The sequence below is a fragment of the Bacillus cereus genome, from assembly GCF_002577405.1.
In the GTDB taxonomy this organism is placed as follows: Bacteria; Bacillota; Bacilli; order Bacillales; family Bacillaceae_G; genus Bacillus_A; species Bacillus_A cereus_AU.
Window position 1 is genome coordinate 23515 of record NZ_NULR01000014.1, and the last position, 22684, is coordinate 46198.

Below are 22684 nucleotides of genomic sequence, written 5' to 3' on the forward strand. Positions count from 1 at the left end.
TAGAGGCATTTCAGGTCCGAGAATTATTTTATATGAGGGAGGATAGACACAAGGGTAATCGTTTAAAAACAAAAAATAGGGGGGATTATTTTGAAAAAAACTTTATCTTTAGTATTAACTATGTCACTTATTTCAGGGAGCTTTGTTACGATTCCTTATACGAAAGTTTCAGCTGAAACGGTGTCGTTGACTCAAAAAACATTGCAAGAAAAGACAGATCAGGCAATTGCAAATGGTAATTTTGAAGATCATTTGAGTTATCTTACAACATATTTAAATGAAAAGGTTGGGGAACTCACTGAAGTGAATGTGAAAAGTAAGCTTACAGACCCAGTATTTGCAGCAGCTTTGGCTCAGTGGCAATTCATATCACAAACAGGTGCTGCAGCAATGGATACATTCGCTAAAAAAGATGCTGCCCATCAGGGCTTTCTTAACTGGGTTATGAAAAATACAGGGGTAATGAATACGTTTCTTGAAGGTGGCAGTCCAACTGCAAAGAATTCAGTAAATGCACTTGAGATATGGAATACAATCTGGAATACGGATGCAGATTCTCACGAAGGATTGTATTTAAAATTAGCGATAGCTACATCGTTAGCTCATGCTGAACCTATAAAATATTGGACAAATAATAAACCTATTAATCCATTAACGAGGTACCAATATTATAAAACAGCAGATCAAAATAATGAGTTACTCCCAGTCTTTAGAACATATGATGTTTGGCATTTAAGATTAGTAGTGAATACTTGGTCACCAGAAGAAGATTTAACTTGGGCAAGAAACATGATTAACACGGAACATCCAGAACTTAAAAGTCAAGATAAGATCGGAACAAGTGCATACTTGATTCAGTATGTAACAAATAACAAGGATGGAGTTAGCATTCAAGCTGGGAATGATGCATTCTACGGTGTAGGTTGGAATCTTTCTTCCATTTACAGATTTGGCGGGGTATGCGGTAATATTTCGAAGTTTGGTGTGCAAGTAAGTCAAGCCTTCGGTGTGGCCGCTATGCCTGTTACACAACCTGGGCATTGTGCACTCATATGGAATGACAAACCATTTTCTTGGAATTTAGGAAATGATATATCGGGATGGGGTGAATCGGGCCGTCATGATGTAACTGTTATTCCTTGGTCAAATAATAGTTTGGGAAATCAAGTACCTTACATCTTACAATTTGAAGATGCTGAACGTACCCCAGTAAAACTAGATAAATCAGAGCGATTACGCTGGTTAGCGAAAGCGATGAATTCCACAGATAAGAAAATTGCAATTTATAAAATAACTACTAAACTTTTACCAACTAATGTTTTAGTATGGAAAGATTACGTTTCTCTTATGTTACAAAATCCAAATGTAACAGATGCTGAGTGGCAAGAATTAAACAGTAGTATTATTTCTTCTTTTGCTAATGAGCCAAGACCGATGATGGATCTTCTTACTCAAATTAGAAGCCATGTTCTGAACACAAATGATAGAGCAAAACTGCAACAGTATACGTTAAATATATTAAATGTATTTAACGCAATAACGGATGTAAATCAAAAGCAAGTAGCTAATAAAATTAAAGATCAAATGCCAAGTTTAGGATTAGGCCTTGCTACTTTTAGTTTTGATGGAGCAAATGCAGGAAAACTAATGGGAATTAAACCCGATACGGAATACAGTATCGATGGAGGAAAAACGTATAAAACTGCTACAAGCAATGATATGCTTCTGAGCAATGAAGAGATCTCTGCAATCAATTCAACGGATGGCATTTTAACAAGAGTGGTCGGAACAGAGCAGCCTTTATTAATTCCGATTGGAAAGGCTGATAAAGTCAATGTTTCTTCAAATGATGATGAGAACTTAGTTTTTGGTCTAGACGGTACGATGGAATTTAGTATAGACCAAGGTTCACATTGGACAAAATATAATCCAGTTGCTCCTAATTTACCGGATTTAACAGGAAATGTTACATTAACAGTTAGAAAATTTGCTGTTGGTTCAAATCCAGCAAGTAATGCTGTTAACTTAAAGTTTACTGATACCGCTGTAGTGGGATTAATACCGCACAAAAACTTATCAGTTGCAGGTGTCTCAAGTCAGGAAGTGTCGGCTAATAATGGCGCTGCAAATGCAATCGATGGAAACGGTGCAACAATGTGGCATACGTTATGGAATGGCAGTGATAAGGCTCCATACATTACCATAAAGCTTAATGAAGTTACTAGTATATCACAATTAACTTATGTTCCAAGACAAGACAGTAACTCTAATGGTAACATAACTAGTTATAATATATACACAAGTCTAGATGGAGTTAACTTTACAAAGGTTGCTACTGGAACGTGGAAAGATAATAATCTTACAAAAAATGCAAGTTTCAGTAAAGTAAATGCTCAGTATGTAAAGCTAGAAGTTGCATCAGGACACGGTGGATTTGCTTCAGCTTCAGAAATAAAATTATATAATTAGTGGTTGGAAGATGAATGGGATTGTAGCAAAAGTATTTTATACTTTCACTACGGTCTCTTTTTTGTTCTGGTGCAAAAACTAGAGAATGTATGCAATGAATCTTCGGAACTTGGAAGTACTGATACTATCCCTATATAAGTGGAAATATCCTAGGTTTCGGTAATTTGATGAAAGACTTCTGGAGCAAATCACCATAGAGCATGCAATTTTACATATACAAATAAAGGTAATGAGTATGCAGGATGTGATTGAATTATTTTAATATAATTAAATCGCATTTTATTTTTTTCTTGTAAGCTAAACTAGCTACCTTTTTAATATATATATTAACTTATAATAATTATAATTAATTAAATAAGGTTGAATATAAATGGGATTAAATAGTAATTTTATCAGGATAACATTGCCAGTTGGACCAATGCTTAATAGTAGAATTTTCAGATGTATTCGACAAAATTCTACTATTTACGCATTAAAAATTTAATGTTTTAATAAAGGTGTAATTGGTACGACCACTAAGAAAGAAGAAGATTATGCGAATCAAAGTGCAGTGAAGTTGCAAGTAACATTATGTCGAAATGATTTTCTGAATAATCAGTTAATCGAGTTTAGAAACAATCTAGAGCCACAAACGTATCACATTTATAAAAAATAGCATTCTAAGTCTGTCTCTACATAGCAAAAATGATCTTATTTTATCCCGAGGTAAAAGTATAAGCAATGTACAAGTATAATTTCATTTTTTGTAATCTTGTAGGATCTTATGAAATTGCTATCAAAAAAGTCATGGCAGGATTAATGATAGGAGCAACGACTCAATCTATCTGGGCTTCCTGCAAGTGAAGCACCTCCAGCTTTCAAATGAATATAATACTATTCATTTGAAAGCTAATCAAAGCATAAATAGTTGCAAGGCTAGATTTCATATAAATAAAAATGAAACCTTTAAAATTTAGTCCAACTATTTTATCAACAAATACCAATTAATGGGAGGAATTACCATGAAAAAAACGTTAGTCGCAGGGTTATTAATTACTGCAGTATCTACAAGTTGCTTCTCACCTGTAAATACTTTTGCAGAAAGTAAAACAACTTATTTACAACCAAGTAGTATACTTGGACCCGCTATGGATAGGTTATCAAATTCGATTACGAAATTAGGATCACAGACGCCATTAATTCAAGGATATGGGCTAATCATATTACAGCAACCAGATCTTGAGGTAAATACTATATATGGAATAACAACTGATCAAGGTACTGTAAGAAACCATGTTCGAGACTGCCTGGATGTAAATAACCACAAATTATCCGTTGTAAATCAAGACATACAGAGTTTTGGAGTTAGATTTACAAATTATTACAATAAATTAATTGAACTAGCTGGAAAAATGAATGAAGATCCGGAAGCAAAAGCATTATTTGTACGTATTTTTAATTTACTTCAAGGTGACGTGCAAAAAATTCAGTATAATATGAAAATAACTTCAGAAGACTTAAACGATTCTAAAAACGAATTGGTTGAAGATAGTAATAAATTTTCTAGTAAAGTTAGCAGAGCGTTTGAATCTTATAAGAGTTCAGACGGAGACATTCAAAAATTAAGAACGGAAATCGGACAACTTAATGCAGGCATTCAAGAAGATTTTGAAAAACTTCTAGCCCTACCAAAAGAAAATCTAGACGGTTCTTTAAATATTACAAAGACGGTTATTAATATTTTGAAAGACGGAGTTAAGGATAAAACTGTAGACCTGTCTAATTTGGAAGCGATTTATAACCAATATGGACAACTCAAAAATGATAAAGTAACAGAACTGAATAAACATATTGCTCAGAAGCAACAGAAACTAATTCAATTGGTACAAAATTTATCGAATATTGAAGTGCAAGCAACTCAAATGACACTTATTGAGCAGCAATTAAATAACTTTACAAGTACAGTTAAAAAGCAAACTCAGAGTTTTGACAATCTAGTAAGTAGTTGGGACACCTTTAATAACATAATGATTGAAACGGGGACAAGTCTTAATACTGATGCGAAAATAGATTCTAATTCATTACAAGCACGATTAAAAGAGCTTAAACAGTTTACGGATGAATTGAAAAAACAAACAACGGAATATCAAGAGAGTGTTACAAAAATAAAAGTAACAGGATGAAATTTGTAGAATGAATAACAATAATTCTTAATAATATAATGTAAGGAGAGAAAAATGTGATGAAAAAACCTTATAAAGTAATGGCTTTATCTACATTAATAGCAACAATCGTAGCGGGTGGCATTATGCCATCATATGCCTCAGCAGAGGAACCAGCACCTATTTATGCAAATCAAGACCTTAAATATCCTAGTTATTACCTTGGACCAACAGGGCTTGATAATGCGATGAAGGACACTAAATCCAATATGTTGGTAATGGACCTGTATGCTTTAACTATACTTAAACAAGCAGATATTAATTTGGATGGTTTACCTTCAGTTGACGATAATTTAAAAACAGCCATTAAAGCCAACCAAAAGCTTACTAGAGAAAATGCAACATACTGGTTAAATAATTTGAAATCAGGAATAATTACGACGAATCAAAATATTATCAGTTATGATACAAAATTCCAAAATTATTCTCGTTATTTATTACAATATAAAAATGATCCAGACAAACTAACATCTTTGCTTGAAAAGTTGAATGGTGAAATTTCACAGAATAAAGATCAAGTAACCAAATTAGTGGATGATTTGAAAAGATTTCGCGGCAAATTAGAAAAAGATACAACAGATTTAAAAGGGAATGCTCTCAGTATCGTAAATACTTTAAATGGTCAAGAAGCTGGAATTCCACTGTTTCAGCAACAAATCGAGGCAAATAAAGCATTAATTGATGAAAATAACAAAATTTATATTGGATCGTCGGTTGCAACTGCTTTTAGTGTATACTTAATCCTTTCACCTTTTGCGCCTATTGGTGCAGCTGGATTAGGAGGCTCGATATACGGAGTTGTTTCATCGCAGCAGCAGATAATCAAGGCACAAGAAGAAATTATAAAGCTAACACAAAATATTTCAATGGCAAAACTACAGTCAGCTAGGTTAACGGTAGTGCAAAGTGATATTAAAAATTTAACAGATACAATTGATAAAGCTATTTATTCTCTTGAAAATATAAAGACCGGATGGGAAAACATGGAAATAAAATATGGCACATTGATTAAGAGTGCTAAAGCTGTTGACCCAGAATTCCTTGCTATGGATATAACAGCAGATCTGGATACAGCGAAGGAACATTGGGAACAGATTAGAAAGTATGCTGAAAATATTCAAAATAGTGAGATTTCGTTCGTGAACAAATAATATTACTTCAAGAAATTGCCGAATTAATGAAAAATATAATATACTGAGTTTCCCTTTTGAAGAACATATAATGTGAGTCTCCTGTTCCAGTTTGAGCAGGAGACTTCCTATATAGTTATGAAGCTTAATAAAGATTATAGAATAAGAAAGTACGAGAATCTCTATTTTAATATGTTGTTTTATTTGCAATAATCGTACTTTATTTGAAGTAAAGAATAGAAGCTTATGAATTTAATAAAATATGTGATGCATGTGAAAGAGTAGGTGAAAAAGATGAATAAGAATTTATATAAGAAAATTATTTTGTCAACAATCATTACGGGAATGGCAGCGAGTAATGTAATTCCACTTCATACTTTGGCAGCAGAACAAACTGTATCCCAACAACAAGAAGAGATTAAGAGCTATTCTCTTGGTCCTGATAACTATAAAGAAGTAATGGAGAAAATGGGGGCAAGTATCCTTACAATGGATTCATATGCCCAAACAATCTTTCAACAACAACAGACAGATTTAAGTAAAATAAGTTCTATAAATGGTGATTTACGAGCAAACATGATTAAGCATCAATGGGATGCAAAAGCGAATGCCGGATTTTGGTCAGGGGATTTAAAACCTCATATTATGAGAGCGAATCAGAATATTGTAAGTTATAATGATACGTTTCAAGCAAGTTATAATCTTTTACTAACTGCTCTAGATCAAAAAGATACAGGAAAATTAAAATATGAACTAGAAAAATTGTACAATAGTATTTTGAAAAATAGTCAAGAATTAGATATACTGTTAGAAAATTTGAAAAAGTTCCAAAGTGAAATGACAGAAAATACAAGAAATTTCAAAGAAGATTTCAATCGATTGGAGATTATTCTAGAAAGTACGAACGCCGGTATTCCGGTTCTAAAGCAACAAATCGATTATTGTAATAATACAATTAAAGAAAACTATGATAAACGTGGTGGCTATATAGCTGCGGCTGTATTCATGCCTCCGGTTGGTATACCATTGATTGTCACTGCTGACAAGAATATCGCATCTGCACAACAAGAAATAGAACAATTAAAGTCCAGAATTTCTGGAGCAGAGGCAGAATTAGTTATTTTGACTGATGCCAAAAATAAAACGGAACATATGGCTACAACAGTTGGTACAGCTGTTACTTCTCTTGAAAATATAAAGACTCGGTGGGGGACAGTGGAGAAAAAATATAAATCATTGATTGACAGTGTTAACAACATTAGTCTAGACCTGTTTGATGAGATTATAAGAGCAGATCTGAATACAGCGAAGGATAATTGGCAGGACCTTAAAAATTATTCGGATAAATTATATGAAGGTGCTAAGATTGCAAAAAATGGAGAGATTGTTCAAATAGGAGAACCACAAATAAGACAACCACAAACAGGACCGGATTGCACCTGAATACTATTAAAAACATACAACCTTGTATTTGTTGGTAAGGTTGTATGTTTTTTTATAGGGATGTAACAACTTCAGGTACTTTCAATATTTTTGCGTAAGGCGGGAAAATGTCGAAAAATAGCTGTAATTGTCAAATTTTATTGATGTACGACCTGTTCGATGTTAAGTTCGTAGTAGTAAGAAAAAAGGAAATGGGTTCGTTCCATTCCCATATCCTACCTTTCGTAATTATTTAGTATGAATAAGGATAGAGATTTCTTTCTTCGGTTAAGTTTTATATTTATTAAACTATAGGAAGATTCACAAGCGATTATTTCTTAATTTTCAAAAAATTAAACCGATAGGAAATCGAAATTAATTTCATTCATTCAGCGAAAGGACTTTAATGGAACTAATTGAAAAGGAAAGGATTATTTATATGCAGAAAAGGAATCATTATATGTTTCAAAAACCGATGAAAGTACTTGCGACATCTGCTATTTTGACAACGACATTATTTTCACCTGTCATGACAAATAGCTTGATTGCTCATGCTGAAACGATTGCTGCACAGAATACAAACCAATATGAACAGAGGGAGTTTGATCTTCCAGCTACAGGGAGTTATGGGGAAGAAGCAAAAAGAGAAAGAAGAAGTAATCAAAAAACCTATATGCCAACAGGAATTTATGTAAAACCGAATGAGCAAGTTACAATTGAAGTATCAGGAACACAAAAGATTAGAGCGATTATTGGGACACATCAATATGATAAAGAATGGGGAAAAGAAGTTAATCTTTCTCCTGGTTCTAATACCATCTCCTCTCCAAACGGTGGTTTAATAGGATTTGATAATCCTCAAGATACAGGAACAGTTAAGGTAAAAGTAACACAAGGCGGAAGCCCTGTTCCATTCTTTGAACTAGGGAAGCATACGAAAGAAGACTGGATTGCGATGATGAACAAGTATCCAGATGCACATGCGGTACAATTGAAATCAGAAAAAGCAGTACTTACTGTTACGCAGGATAGTGCCAAGAAATATATTGTGGATCAAGATCCTATTCCTCTATTAAAAAAATATGATGAAATGATTCGAGCACAAGATAAGATATCAGGGTTATCTGAAAAAGACCCTAATCCTTTACATCGTTCGACTCGTCGCATTTGGGCTTTTGTAGAAAATCCTAACAAACCAGACTGGGGTATGTATGCAAGTTTGGATGGAGCTGCATTTACCACTGCTGGTAATGCAATCGAAAGTGCTTTAAATGTAAATAAATTTGGATGGGGACAACTGCATGAAGCGGGACACGCAAGACAACAATACCCATGGACGTGGAATCATGATTTGAGAGGAATGACTGAAGTTACAGTTAACTTATACTCTTTAGCTGCACAAAAGCAATTATTCCCGAATCAACCGACGCGTTTAGAAAAAGAGAGAGATTACGATAAAGCTTTTGCATACTTAAAACAAACAGATAAAGATTATAAAAAAATTGACGACTTGTTCGTGAAGCTTGTGATGATTTGGCAACTTCAATTAGCATATGGTGATGATTTTTATCCAAATCTTCACAAACTATACCGTGAATTACCAGAAAATCAACTTCCAAAAACGGATGAAGAGAAAATGCAAGCATTTATTTATAATACATCGAAAGTAGCGAAACAAAATTTACTACCATTTTTTGATCAATGGGGTCTGAAAGCATCGCAAGAAACGCGGCAAAAAATAGAAGCTTTGAACTATCCAATATTAATCGCTCCTATTTGGGAAGCAACTGATTCTAAGCCTGTTAAAGCGAATGTGCTCAAATTAGGTGGCCGAGTATGGGAAGATAGTAATCAAAATGGTATTCAAGATCAAAGTGAAAAAGGAATGGAAGGCGTTCGTGTTCAACTGTTAAATAAAGATGGGAATGGATTAAAAGAAGTAAAAACAGATAAAGAAGGCCACTATTTGTTTGATGGATTAATAGAAAACACATATCGTGTACAGGTAGAGAAGCTTACCGGGTATATATTCATGCCAAAACAAAGTGGGCAAGATCTAACAGTTGACTCTAATGTAAGTGAGGCTGGGGTAACAGATACGATTACTCTTTTACATGATGATTTAACAATTGATGCTGGAGTAAATAGAAATATATTTAAGGATGTCCCACAAGGTCACTGGGCATTTAGTGCGATTCATCATTTAGCGAATGAAGGGATTATTGCAGGTTATGGGAATGGAATATTTGGTATGGGTGATAATGTAACACGTGAACAAGTGGCTGCATTAATTTACCGTACTTTGCATATAGAAAAACAAGATAAATATGAAAATCCATACGGAGATATCGATAAAAATTCAACAATGTTTTCTGAGGAAATACTAGCTTTAACTAAGCTAGGGATTTTCCAAGGTGATAATCAAGGAAACTTTAGACCGAAAGCTGCAATAACACGTGCAGAAATGGCTCAAGTTATTACGAAAGCTTTTAGATTAAATGTGAAGGCTCCGCATAACTTCAACGATGTTCCAGCGAATTCATGGGCAAAAGATGCAATTAGTGCCATACAATCGAACCATATTGCAGCAGGTATTGGTGAAGGGAAATTTGCTCCAGATATGAAAGTTACACGGGAACAGTATGCACAGTTTTTATATAATGCAATTTTAAATGGGCGATCACATCAATAATAAGAAAATAAAGTTAAGTATCATAGTAAAAGTTTATATTACTACCTTTAAAATAATTATATCTTTATATTTAGAAAGGAACAAAAAATGAAAAAAATCACATCAACACTATGTATAGCTGGAATGACTTTAACTATTTTAGGAGTAGCCCCTCAAAGTAGCTATGCTCATCTCGATCAAATTGATTTAACTGAGACTGATCCTATCACTGCACGATGGTCTGCAGAAGCTCCGTATCATTCTGATAAAAGTACACATTTATGGATTGCAAAACAAGCTATTGAAATTATGAAAACAGAATCTAATGTTGAAGCAAATAAGCAGGCTGTGGAATTCTTAAATTATCCGCAATATAAAGATCTATTTTCTAAAGGATTATATGATGCAGATTATAATGCAGAGTTTAACGATGGTGGAACAGGAATAGGCGGCGTTTTTAAAGGCGGATGGAAATCCCATTTTTATGATCCTGATACTAAAGAAAATTATAGAGGAGAAACAGATCCAACCGCTCTTACACAAGGCAAGAAATACTTTTATGAATCTGGAGAACATTTACGAAATAAAGACTATGAAAAAGCTTTCTATTACTTAGGGGTTGCCACGCACTATTTTACAGATGCGACACAACCTATGCATGCAGCTAATTTTACCGCAATTGACACGAGAGCTATAAAATATCATAGCTACTTTGAAAATTATGTTACAACCATTCAAAATCAATTTGCAGTCAATACTGGAGGGAATTATAACGACTCTCTATCTACACCTGAAGAATGGATTGATTATGCAGCCCAATTAGCTAAACCTGAAATCCAAAATATTGCTAATGATAAAACATTTGAGTATTACAATAGCGGTAAGGCGCAATTGTGGCAAGAAATGGTTACCCCAGCTGTGCAGCGAAGCTTAGGAGAAGCTCAGCGTAATACAGCAGGTTTCTTAAATCTTTGGTTTAAGACGTTTGCTAAAAATGTGCAAGCTCCAAGTATAGAGACTGCATTAATCCATGATATAGCAGGAAACGTCATAGAAGCAGGGAAAAGCTATTATATCGTACCAAGTGAATCACCTTATCAAGGGCTAGCATTTGAATGGTATGCAGTAAACCGTTACGATTATGTTTTACTTGCAAATAAAGAGAACAATGCTTTATCTGGTACACCTATAGAATTTGAGTTCTACAAAGAAAATGATGCAAAGCTACACCATGGGGAGGGTATATATCTTCGCATGAAGCACTCGAATTATGATCAATTTCAATATTTAAATTGGTCTAATTATTCCAGTTGGATTCACCTTGCTCAAAAATCTGATAGTTTAGCTGACTTTAAAATTCAAATTAACCCGGATAATCCTACAGAATATAATATTTTTACAGATGGCTATCCATTAAATTATGAGAATATAAATGCAGAGAAAAGTTGGATTGTACTAGGTGAAAAAACACAAAAACCTAGCTCATGGAAGTTTGTACCTTTCAGATAACCTAAAAAGAAACACACTCGTTCCTAATCAGAACGAGTGTGCTTTTTATTCGGCACTCTACTACTAGATGGTAAATCCATTGACCACGGCAAGAACAAAACTGTTCCTCATTAGGTAAACGATGTTCAATCGTTTCAACTGTAAGGTTTTGGACAGCTCATTTACATAATCATCGTTATCGGTATTATCCAAAAAAGCTCAGAGTTCTCATATGACTTTAAGCTTTATTTTTATATGAGGTTTATTCAAATTAAAGACCTGTTAATGAACTAGTTATTTTCAGAGAAAATATTTAACACTCTGGGAAAATAAAAAATAAAAAGCAAAAATTACTAGACCTAAATCAATTAATGCTAACTTCTTATTTCCTTCTTTTAAACTTATGATAAAACCATAAATACTTCTAACCATCCAAAAAGCTATCAAAAATAACCAACCAAAGTGGTGATTTTTATAATTTTCACCAAAAAACATTTGGACTGCACCTAAAAGTAATAAAATAAGTACGATATTAGTTGCAATCTTTAAAGCTTTATTTAATTTATTATTTTTCAATTCATCATCCCCAACTCAACACACTCTCTTAAATTATCCTAGTTCTTTAGGCTTAATCTTAATTTAAATAGTGTTCCCCATCCCACACAACATTGAAAATTATACCACAATTATTGGATTTATTTTCCTGTATATTATTTTTGATACAGTATATTTTGAGTATTTTGGTGATAAAGGGTTTGCTGTAATATTAAAAGTTAGCTTCCTAGAATTATATACATAAGCTGTCCATATGGGCAGTTTATTGTATTTTTTGCTTAGTGTGGGGTTTTTCTGAAATGCTGGCGGTACCTCTTTAAGTAAAACAAAAGAAAAATATGAATATTATATTCATATAGAGTTAACATAACGTCCCAATATGGGAAGTGAAATTTATACTTTATCATTGGTCTTTTTTAATCTACTATCCCTTAATTCTTTGAAATTCTTGATTAATTCTTCTCCGAAAATATAAATAACTTTTTCCCATGGATGCCCTAAATAACCCCACTTAAAGTCTTTTTGCAAAAAGAAATAATAATCTCCATCCGGAAAAAATGGGATTTTCCATTGATGATCCTTTTCGTTTAGATTTAAATTTAAACTAGGATTCATCCAATAGCTATCATGATGCCAATCTAATGCATATATATATTCATGTTTCTCGGTACATAAAATAAGAGCCTCCAATAATATATGATCAAAAATATAATCATCGTCATCAGTCCATTTTCCTTCAAAATAATTAGGTAAATCATAAGTAATATATGGACAAGAAAATTTAAATGATTGTTCGCCATCTATATTAGGATTAAAAGCAAATTCATCATAAAATCTATCCCAAACATTCTCATATTCTTGTTCATTTAACAAAATCCATTCTTTCAAACTCCGTACCTACTTTCTAATATTATTATATAATTAAAATACCACGATGAAATTGTATATTCTATTCATCGCTAATTTACATAACACATTATTATCAGAAGTTCTCCTCATCAATAATTCCCGACTTATCAACATTCTGTGAAACATCCTCTTCACATACGTATGCAGTTTCTTATTCATCTCATTATATTAGTGGTTAAAAGCAATCATTGTCTTTATTTCCTTTACTCCATTTGCATAAACTAACGGCCAGCTTATGGTTTAATAATTAACTTACGGCCAACTTATAGGTAAAGTGACAGGGATTCTATGCTCTGTTATCACGATTACTATGTGTTTGTTTAGAAATATTCAAGAATTCGTCATATGTGTAAGGGCTTATTTTTTATATATTATTTATTGTATTGATACATCCGCATTTCAATTTAAATATAATAGTATTACACTTATTATGGGGTAGTACCATATGCCCATCAACTTAAAGATTTTATAACACCCCAAAACGAAAAAATGAGATTTTTATTACAAGTAAGCACAATTTTTCGTTCTGGGGGTAGTTGTATTTTCTTAGCTTGATGGTGATGTGGCGGTACCCCTTTATGTACAATGTTATTTGTTTACCTATCCTATACACAACTATCTGGTATGTTTTAACAGATTGATTAACCAATATTATGGAAGAATTTAATCAAATATATGATCAATGGAAATCAGCAAGGATAACTAAGCGATGACTTCCAATTGCATCCTATCCAGTTTGAACACTCTTTGTTCAAACTGGATTTTTTTGCGATATTATCATTAAACTTTTCACAACAATAAAAATGCTATTATTTATAGTAAGATTAACAAATCGTCTCGAGTACATTTTTTAATTGTAAAATATTGTTCTGCTTACTTTCGTTCTTCTTATATATGAAAACGGTATTAATGACATTATTAAAGGTTAAATTGTAATAGTGAATGTTTGTATAGTTATATAAGTCAATAAGTTTAGTATTCAAAACAGCAATAGTATTACTGATTTGTAGAAAATCATGAATACTACTAATTGATTTTATTTCCTTTAATTTATATTGTATTTGATTATTCATAAGCCAATCAACTACAGCTCTTGTATACATACAACCTTTACTCAATACAAGCAATGTTATAGGTGTTTTCTGATCGAAATTGATTATATGGTCATTACTTGAAATAATCTCAAATGTTTCAGTCGCAACAATATCGTATACTAAATCGGGATATTTTTTAGTAGGTTCACTAATGAGTGCACAATCCAATTCGGAATTGTGTACTTTTTGATTTATAGCATTACTAGAATCTACTGCGAAGTCTACATCCAATTGAGTGTCTCTCGCGTTCAACGAGTTGGCGATGGGGGCACCGTAGATTTTTAAGGTTGTATGTGATGTGCCAAAATTCACTATAGAGTTAATCTGATAAGCATCGATGGATTGCAAAAATTCTAGGTACTCTTGAGTAATAAGTTGAAGGTACTTTAGATACTGGGTACCTACGCTAGTAATTTTCAATCCTTGGGGTGTACGTTTAAAAACGGGTTTGCCAATTTCAGACTCCATTTTTTTTACTTTAGCAGTAAGGGCGGATTGAGTATAGCTTGTAATTTCTGCGGACTTACTTAAATTTTGTCGATTTAATATTTCAATTTTTATTGCAATTTCTTCGATATTCATTTTGTTTGTTACACACCCTATAAAAAAAATTTATGTTTCCTATCATTTTCCTTCATTTTACGCTTCTCAGTAGGCAGAGTAAACTCTAGTTAGCTTAATAAGTAAGGAGTCGAGATGATGCTACAACCTTATAATAGATTATGTGACTACTCTCTCTATAAAAAAGATCCCTAGCCGAAATAAACTGGAAGGAATACGTATGTGTAATAGCAAGCTAATGGAGGGACATAAATGAACACATATTATAAATGGTTAATCGTATTGGTGGCTACGCTATCACAAACTGCAGCAACCTTTGTGACATATGGCATGGGACCTATCGCTACATTCTATCAAATTGAATGGAACTTAACACCACTGCAAACAGGCTTTATTGTTTCAGCTGTAAATATTGGTCCGATGTGTTCAATGCTAGTGTTTGGTTACTTAATGGATAAAAAAGGGGAAAAACAAATTATTGGATGGGGTACAATTTTATTAGGGGTCTCAGCATTAACGCTGGTTTTTGTTAACAATTATATGGTATTGCTTCTTTTACTATTATGGGTTGGGATATGGTATGGCAGTGCTCAAACTGGTGGTAGTACTGCTATCGTAAAATGGTTCCCCAACAAACATAGAGGTCTAGCTCTTGGAATAAGACAGACAGGTATACCGCTAGGGGGGGCTTTAGCGTCTGTTATTTTATCCTTTACATATTATCATTTCAATTTGTCGGTCACGCATGTTGTACAAGGGGGAGTAGCAATTATAGGAGGTCTACTTTTTTTATTATTTTATAGTGAGCCAGAAAGAACCTGTGCTACAGAATCGACAACGGTATCGTTTAAGCAGAAAATGAATACTATTAAAAATAATAAAGAATTGTATCCGATGTACATTGTAGGTGTTGTGATGATGTCATTACAGATGATTATCATTGCACATTTTATGAGTTATTTGCATCAAGAAGGTAGCTATTCGCTAACAGAGGCAGGGAAATATTTAAGCCTCGTATTAATAGGTGGGATGGTTGGACGGGTAGTCATTGCATGGATGAGTGATCAATTCTTCGAGAATTATAGAGAAAGATTATTGCTTATTGTGATGGTTGTTACAGTAATATTTACAGTAATTTTGCCACTAATCATTCATATAGAAAACAAAATATTTATGCTACTATTCAGTTTTTTATTAGGGGTTGTAGCTATTGGTTGGTATTCTATTTTTATTGCTTGTGTCACAGAGCAATCTGATCCCGGTTATATAGGCTTAACAGTGAGTTCAGCCTTGACATTAAATCAACTATTTATTGTCATCGCACCTACTTTATTCGGTTTATTAGTAAATATATTGGATAGTTATCAGCTAGCATTACAGATTGTTGGAATCGCTGTAGCTTTAGGAGCGATTAATTTATATAGAGCAAAAAAAATAGTATGGTCAAAGGGTCATCGCAAAGGTGCGATTGTAGAGCGACACAGGTAGAAAATGATCAAACTTTTTTAAACCATCCAAAATGTAGGTCTTTTGAACAAGATAAAGCCTACAGGGGTGGGCTCGAACCCGCCCCTGTAGCCTGATTAAGACCTTGATTTATCAGGGATTCCAACCTTTTTCGTACATACATCAAAGAACAACAGGTAAATTTGAAAAGACAAAAGTAGTTTCTTATTGACCTAGTTGTGTAAGAAACATTAAAAATGATCAAACCACTGCGCACTCTTAACCGTAAGTTGTGAAGTCGTCTATGTCTTTTTCAACGTAAACGTCAAGTAGCCCCAAATACACGATGAAAATTGTGTTTTCGGGACTACTTTTTGTTTACTTCCCTTTTTATCGGCACTTTGCATATGGAAAGTAAATCCTTTGACCAAGGTAAGACTTGATCTATTTCTTCTTTATTCGTTACATCCATATTTGGTAGTGTTTCAAATAAATAGCGAAGATAATGATAAGGACTTAAACCGTTCTCTTTTGCCGTTTCAACGACACTATACATGATGGCGCTCTCTCTAGCACCTCGCGGTGTATTCGAGAACATCCAATTTTTTCTCCCAATCACAAACGGTTTAATGGAACGTTCACTTCTATTATTATCGATTTCTAAATGGCCATCCAATAAAAAAGCTTCAAGGTGATTCCATTGATTCAAACAATAAGTGATGGCTTTTCCTAGAGCGCTTTTGGGGAGGACTTGGTCTTTTTGTTTATGAAGCCATGCCGAAAAAAGGTCATTTTTGAGACTGGATAAATTGCTTAGAGTAGTAAAATCAACGTTTTTTCATGTCGGGTTTTGCTTAGCGTACGAAATTCGCGAAATGTTGGTGCTACCCCATGCCCATCAAGTTAAGAGATTTTAATACCCAAAGTACACAAAATGGTTATTCTTTCTAAACTAAACGAGCATAATCAGAAAGAATAACCGTTTTTTGTGTTGATTTAGAATAAAGATTGATGAAAAAAGAATTTTAATAGTGAATTATCTATATACTGTTTCACACGAATCGAGGCAGTGAGTTTAAAAATAAATTGATTGACGAGACATTAACTACCTTTAACATTAGCCGTTCTTTGAGTATGAAAGGCTGTTCCTAAGATAATGCAGTTGCCAAAGCGACATTCAAAGTATTAAAAATAGAGCTTATTAGACAGAAGACTTTTCAAAGCCTAGAGCATCTAAAGCTTGAACTTGATGATTATATCAATTGGTTTAACCATCATCGTGTTCATGGAACTTTAGGTTATTTAAGTCCAGTTGAGTTCAGAAAACGAGCTCTTAAAAAAGCAGTCTGAATTTGTGTTGACAATTCACACCTTCATCAATACTATCAAAAGAACCTTTATATTGTTACAGCTTGAGAAATCCATTGAGCAGTTAGTTCAGGGGATTCAACAGGAAACTGATGACCGTACTGAATATGTGTAATGTCCAAGTGTTCAAACTGCTTTGGGACATGATGATCTTTGTCCAAAGCTCCCCATAGTATCTTAATTTTCCTCTTATCCCATGTCTCGGGATTTAATTGAATGGATTTTGATATAGTTAAGCAAGACATGACCGTAGCGTTAGTTTTGCGTATGCGGGGGGATTTTAAATCACGAGCCACAGAATGAGCGTAATTACTCAATAACTGACTGGATGCTCTGAAGCTATTGGCTTGAAGTAGCTCTTTTTCCAAATGGACGGGCTTCATATATTTTAGAACGAAACTTGTAATACGTCGAAATCTATATTTAGGTTGGATAGGATGAAGTACTGGCTGCAATAAAATGAGTTGTTTGATCAGTGAGGGCAGCCGTTCCATCACTTGAGCCGCAATCAATCCGCCAAATGAATGCCCCACTAATATAACGGGTCTGTTCAACTCAGCGATCAAAGTAGAAACGCTCTCTACATAGCCTTCTAGCACAGAAGGATTATGGTGATAAGGGGTACGCCCAAATCCAGGTAAATCTACGAACCAGGTATTTAAACTGCTTAAAAATTGTGAGAGGGGCAAAAGGGCATCCGCATTGCTGAACGTCCCATGAAGAAAAATAATAGGTGTTTCATTCCTATCTTTCTCTAGCGAAACTAAGTTAGCCCTTCTTCGTTGACTAAAATCTTTCTGCTCATTTTGATTCAGGCCTAAATGATTTAACCGATAATCCAAATCGCTAATGATAAAGGGGAGCGTGGATGGAACTACGAATGAATTTCTGCCGTTCCTTTGTTCTATTTCTAATTTACTGTAAACAGGGAATTCCGACTTAACAAGAAAACTCATGGATTCTTTAGGAATACCAAGTATTTTACCGGCACCCATTCTAAGCACAGTTTTCAATAACGGAAGTGGTATAGTTCCTAACGGCTGTGTTGTCTGCAATTCGTGTGCCATGAGTTTGATGAAAGTTCGGATCGATGGACTCTCTTGCTTAGAATTTAAAAGATAGTAGGTATTGCTTGATAACCCCTCTGTATTAGCAAGTTTTGAAATAAACGAAGCCACATGATCAATATGAACCATTGGCAACCAATAATCGTCGCCGCCGGGCACAAGCGGCATAAGATTTCGCCTTACGGCATCGACTAAGATACTAAGGCCTCCAATCTGTTCCGTTTTCCCTGAGAAGGAGTCTCCGACGATTACACTTGGATTAACAGTAGATAAGGGAATGCCCATGTTATGAAGAGATTTTCGTATATAAGAGTCGGCTAAAAACTTCATTTTTTCATAAGGCGGTTGATTGTCCAGCAAATGATCTAGATCCAACAATGCATTTTGTTCATGATAGGGACTCATAAAGCCTACGACATGGATAAAATGCTTTAATTCTTTTGCAGCGTGGATATCCTGTGCTAGCCGAGCAAGGGACTTTGCAGGGTAGAGGAAAGACTGCTCAGCTTCACTGAGGTTCAGCTCAATATTCATTGGACCTCCTGCATGAATAATCAAATCAGTCGCAAGTAATTGCTTGTAGCTGGCATCACTTAAACCTAATCGCGGCTGTGCTAGATCACCGATAACGGGAACAATGTTGTTCTGTTGATCGGGCGCCAGTTGATTGATGATGGTAAGAAGACGATTTTTTTGACGTACAAGTGCATAAATCTGATGCTGAGAAGCTAACTCAGCGATTAGATGACGTCCAATATAACCAGTTCCACCGGTCATGAAGATATTCATAATAAAAACACTCCTTCATTATTTTATAGTACTAATTAGTACTAATATTGCTAAAAATATTACTTTAGCATGGAAGCTAAAGTAGGAAATAAATTTTTGATCATATCTTGGTTGTTAGAAGCTTGAGCCAAGAAGAGAGCACCCTCAATAGAGGAGACAATCAACGTAGCTGTTTGTTTAACGGGCAGCTCGGCCCTTAGTTCTTGCCGTGCAATCCCTTGGGCTAAAATCAATTCAACACCATTCAGCTGTTTTTCAAAAAAAACCTTGATTCTATCTCTAATTTCAATGGCGTCAATAGGCGTCTGTGTGTACAGAGTCAGGAAAGGGCAACCGCCAAGGTAGTTATTTTGTTCAATAGTATCGCTTAAAATGTGGAGTACCGCTTCTAATTTATCTTGAACGGTGAGCTCAGTTTGAGACACAATATAATTAATTCGCTGCTCGTAATGTGCTATCAACTGATTAACAATAGCGAGCAGCAGCTCCTCCTTGCTCTTAAAATAATAATAAATGTTCGTTTTTGAAACTTTGCTATGTGCGACTATGTCGTCCATGCTTGTTGCCAGAAAACCTTTAGTAAGAAACAGTGTAAAAGCGGATTGTAGAGCAATATCTTTATTGCTAAGTGTATTTTTCTTCATATTAGTACTATACAGTACTAAAAGTAGAGAGTCAAGGGGATGATTGATGAAACGCATACACGTATGAAGGTAGTTGGAATATGTACTGTTTAAATAGCCAGCGGGTAGTGGGACCGCGTCCACTCTAAAACGCTAAAGCTTATTAAATGGCAAACAACAACCTTACGCTTTAGCGCTTAATAACCTGTTAGTGTGCTTCTACTCAGCATCTCTACACAAAGAAAAAACATATTTGTAAACCTTACCAAAGTATTGTTGATAAATCTCATTAAATTCTGTCACATTATCACCACGCTTTCATATGTAAGACTCCCCGAACACAAAAACGTTACAAAAAAATCTATTATTTCTTATAGCCTGTTGAGTAACTAACCAACAATAAAACTAACTCTTGTATTTATGAAGAGGTTTTAATTTTTTACTGCAGCTTCATCGTGCATTTTTTAAGGAGTGAATTTTACTGCAACTTTTTTAGCTTTACTTGTATTAATTTTCTTACCAACATATATCCCAGCATCGACCACAATTGTTACACCTGTTGCTAATAATGCTACTGGATAACTCATGGTACAAAATATTTTAAGAGTTTTTCCGTTCATATGAACCGAAGTTCATTTTGCATGTATCCTTAAGTTGATGGGCATGTGGCGATACCCCACATCCATCAACTTAAGAATTTTATAACACCGCAAAACAAAAAAATGTACATTTTCACATGAAGATGTACATTCTCTCATTTTGGAGATATTTGTATTTCTTATCTTGATAGCCATATGTGTACTACCAAGTATAGAACGGTACCTTTTATATATTTTCTTTCGTAATATTAACCCCATATTCTCTATAAAAATCTATAATTGCAGATGCATTCACACCCAAATCTAATAGATTTTCCGGAAAGTAAATTTCAGAATCCGGAACCACAATATCAGATGTTTGTAAAATTTTCTCTGCTTGGACAGCTGCTCCTAAAGCCGTAAGATGTGTCTGTCCTAACGGATCGGATATGTTCACACATCGTCTATGCAATACACCATTAGCATCATAACCTTTAAGGTGAATAACTATGTTATGTGCACTTCCCCTTCCAGGTTTATAGAGAATATTTTTCCGTAAATCGTTAAATTTTTCTCCACTAATCATTTTCCAAATTCCTGTATTCACCAGAGAAACCAGTCCATATGTAGATATTTTACTATCAAAAGCAATACGAAAGTTAGCCGAAACAGCATGAATTGATTCTGGCAGTGTTACGTGATCAGGAGTATCCAAACGATAACATTTGGTTATATAACCGTTAGGAAAGCGGACTTTGATTGGATTAGTCATTGGATAAGCCTGTCGCATTCCCTCTCGAGCTTTGACTTCAAACGGAATAGTTAACCGATCCATATATGCTGTTGAATTTGGTCCTGCTTTGTCTTGAAGAGAATATAGTGCGTTGATATCAACCGTAACCTCTTGAAGATCTTTTGAATAAATTTTAGCAAAAAGGGCTGCTGTCCCCCCCATCCACCCTGAAGCTAATACAACAGGGGATTGGACCTCAACATTTTTTAATCGATCAATAGAACTCTTAAAGCGTTCAGTCCAACGAGTAATGTCAACCAATGGAATTTTTTTTCGAACTGCAGATAGAAGTAGTCTATCTTGCGGGTCATTAACCGCATTAACAATTAATGTGAAATTATCATCCAAATTTCTTAGAGGATCATCTGTTGTGTTGTCTATCTTGACTATTTTTACTCTCTCTGATTCAAAAGGTAACGCTTTCCCTAAGGTTCTTCCTCCTAATCTAATTTCCAAATCAGGATGTCGATTATGTAAAATTTGAGCAATTTGACTACCAACAACTCCATACCCACCAACAATTAATACTGTTTTCTTATTCATCTGAAACCTCCATTTTAATTAGTATGAGATCATAAGTTTAAATGATTAAAAACTTAAACTAATTAACGTAATGTCGCTAAAAAAAGGGACAAAGGTGTCCCTAAACTATAAATGAGTACCTAATTCTTACATTCATCTTCAACTAAAGAAACAAGTTCTTTTAAAAGATTTATTGTTTCATTAAATTCAAGACAATAATACATTTCAGTGCCTTTTTTCTGAACTTGAAGTAACCCTGATTGTTTCAATATTTTCAAATGATGAGATACAGTAGGTCTTGACATGGGAATATGCTCCGCAATTTGCGTCACATTCAAGCTATCTTTATCAATTAAAAGCGATACAATTTGCTGACGAGTTGGATCTCCCAACCCTTGAAAACATGGTCTTAAATTTTCTAAAATATGCATTACTTTATCATTACAGTTCATTTTACTAACATTACCTTCCGTTTAAGAATTTAATCATTTAAACGTATTGTAAATTACATTACTATTTAATGCAATAAAGAAGTAGCACCAACTTTAAGTATAAATATAGATTGTTTCATAAACAGTCATTTTCGATTTTTCAGATTTGTAAAAATGTCGGTTCTTTTTTCCTGTAACAATCGCCAAATCCATTTCAGCTACAACCAGGACAAATCCACGAAATTCACGAAGCCTATATCGTATTGTATCAAGAGCTTCCAACTCAAGTAATCCTGCTTCGCCTGTTTATCCTCCTACAGAAAAACGGCGAAAGTTCCACTGTTATAAGAAAAAGACAGTCTTTAATATTTTAGGTGTTGTCTATAATTGTACTGTGTGTCACAAGAAAACAGCATAGCAATAAATAAAATGACCTAAATTCTCATAAATGACTGTTGTAGTGATATAAAATTTTTGTTTTAGGGATACTTCAAAATATTCCTTAAGTTGATGGATGTGGGGTAGAACCACATGCCCAAAAACGATAAAAATAAATTTCAGGTCTAT

General features: G+C 34.1%; 15 protein-coding genes and 2 pseudogenes. 8 read left to right on the plus strand and 9 right to left on the minus strand.

The window, feature by feature from the left end:
* Positions 1-90: 90 nt before the first annotated feature.
* The 6 genes from COC96_RS19535 to COC96_RS19560 all read left to right on the plus strand — a co-directional run bounded on the left by COC96_RS19535 (position 91) and on the right by COC96_RS19560 (position 11402).
* Positions 91-2469, plus strand: coding sequence for a discoidin domain-containing protein (locus COC96_RS19535; RefSeq protein WP_098769178.1), 2379 nt, complete (start codon positions 91-93; stop codon positions 2467-2469).
* Positions 2470-3470: 1001 nt separating this feature from the next.
* Positions 3471-4631, plus strand: a complete 1161-nt coding sequence (gene nheA, locus COC96_RS19540) for a non-hemolytic enterotoxin subunit A (protein ID WP_098769179.1) — start codon at positions 3471-3473, stop codon at positions 4629-4631.
* Positions 4632-4690: 59 nt separating this feature from the next.
* Positions 4691-5821 (plus strand): non-hemolytic enterotoxin subunit B, encoded by a 1131-nt coding sequence (nheB, locus tag COC96_RS19545; RefSeq protein ID WP_098769199.1) that lies wholly within the window; start codon positions 4691-4693, stop codon positions 5819-5821.
* Between the two features lie 273 nt (positions 5822-6094).
* The gene (gene nheC, locus COC96_RS19550; RefSeq protein WP_098769180.1) at positions 6095-7243 is read left to right on the plus strand and encodes a non-hemolytic enterotoxin subunit C; all 1149 of its coding nucleotides are present in this window, start codon (positions 6095-6097) and stop codon (positions 7241-7243) included.
* A 385-nt stretch (positions 7244-7628) separates the two neighbouring features.
* Positions 7629-9914: a M60 family metallopeptidase gene (locus COC96_RS19555; protein ID WP_257201964.1), complete on the plus strand. Its 2286-nt coding sequence runs from the start codon at positions 7629-7631 to the stop codon at positions 9912-9914.
* Between the two features lie 87 nt (positions 9915-10001).
* Positions 10002-11402: a zinc dependent phospholipase C family protein gene (locus COC96_RS19560; RefSeq protein ID WP_098268437.1), complete on the plus strand. Its 1401-nt coding sequence runs from the start codon at positions 10002-10004 to the stop codon at positions 11400-11402.
* Between the two features lie 279 nt (positions 11403-11681).
* Here COC96_RS19560 and COC96_RS19565 read toward each other — a convergent pair whose 3' ends face one another.
* From COC96_RS19565 to COC96_RS19575, 3 genes are all read right to left on the minus strand, one after another.
* The gene (locus COC96_RS19565) at positions 11682-11957 is read right to left on the minus strand and encodes a hypothetical protein (RefSeq protein WP_098268436.1); all 276 of its coding nucleotides are present in this window, start codon (positions 11955-11957) and stop codon (positions 11682-11684) included.
* Positions 11958-12329: 372 nt separating this feature from the next.
* The gene (locus COC96_RS19570) at positions 12330-12824 is read right to left on the minus strand and encodes a DUF2716 domain-containing protein (protein WP_098268435.1); all 495 of its coding nucleotides are present in this window, start codon (positions 12822-12824) and stop codon (positions 12330-12332) included.
* Positions 12825-13669: 845 nt separating this feature from the next.
* Positions 13670-14521 (minus strand): LysR family transcriptional regulator, encoded by an 852-nt coding sequence (locus tag COC96_RS19575; RefSeq protein WP_098268434.1) that lies wholly within the window; start codon positions 14519-14521, stop codon positions 13670-13672.
* 231 nt (positions 14522-14752) lie between these two features.
* On the opposite strand from COC96_RS19575, the gene COC96_RS19580 reads away from it, so the two are divergent.
* Positions 14753-15988: an MFS transporter gene (locus tag COC96_RS19580; protein ID WP_098268433.1), complete on the plus strand. Its 1236-nt coding sequence runs from the start codon at positions 14753-14755 to the stop codon at positions 15986-15988.
* A gap of 325 nt (positions 15989-16313) precedes the next feature.
* Here COC96_RS19580 and COC96_RS19585 read toward each other — a convergent pair.
* Positions 16314-16736, minus strand: a pseudogene (locus COC96_RS19585) (IS66 family transposase); the annotation flags it as partial.
* A 257-nt stretch (positions 16737-16993) separates the two neighbouring features.
* On the opposite strand from COC96_RS19585, the pseudogene COC96_RS28130 reads away from it, so the two are divergent.
* A pseudogene (locus tag COC96_RS28130) lies at positions 16994-17296 on the plus strand (transposase); the annotation flags it as partial.
* 47 nt (positions 17297-17343) lie between these two features.
* Here the strand turns inward: COC96_RS28130 and COC96_RS19595 are convergent.
* From COC96_RS19595 to COC96_RS19610, 5 genes are all read right to left on the minus strand, one after another.
* A complete protein-coding gene (locus COC96_RS19595) occupies positions 17344-19170 on the minus strand; it encodes an alpha/beta fold hydrolase (protein ID WP_098268432.1) in 1827 nt (608 codons plus the stop codon).
* Positions 19171-19229: 59 nt separating this feature from the next.
* Positions 19230-19814, minus strand: a complete 585-nt coding sequence (locus COC96_RS19600) for a TetR/AcrR family transcriptional regulator (protein ID WP_225316016.1) — start codon at positions 19812-19814, stop codon at positions 19230-19232.
* Positions 19815-20257: 443 nt separating this feature from the next.
* Positions 20258-20380, minus strand: coding sequence for a hypothetical protein (locus COC96_RS28135; protein ID WP_255287978.1), 123 nt, complete (start codon positions 20378-20380; stop codon positions 20258-20260).
* A 238-nt stretch (positions 20381-20618) separates the two neighbouring features.
* Positions 20619-21707, minus strand: a complete 1089-nt coding sequence (locus COC96_RS19605; RefSeq protein ID WP_098268431.1) for a saccharopine dehydrogenase — start codon at positions 21705-21707, stop codon at positions 20619-20621.
* A 119-nt stretch (positions 21708-21826) separates the two neighbouring features.
* The gene (locus tag COC96_RS19610; protein WP_000995769.1) at positions 21827-22138 is read right to left on the minus strand and encodes an ArsR/SmtB family transcription factor; all 312 of its coding nucleotides are present in this window, start codon (positions 22136-22138) and stop codon (positions 21827-21829) included.
* Positions 22139-22684: the final 546 nt, after the last annotated feature.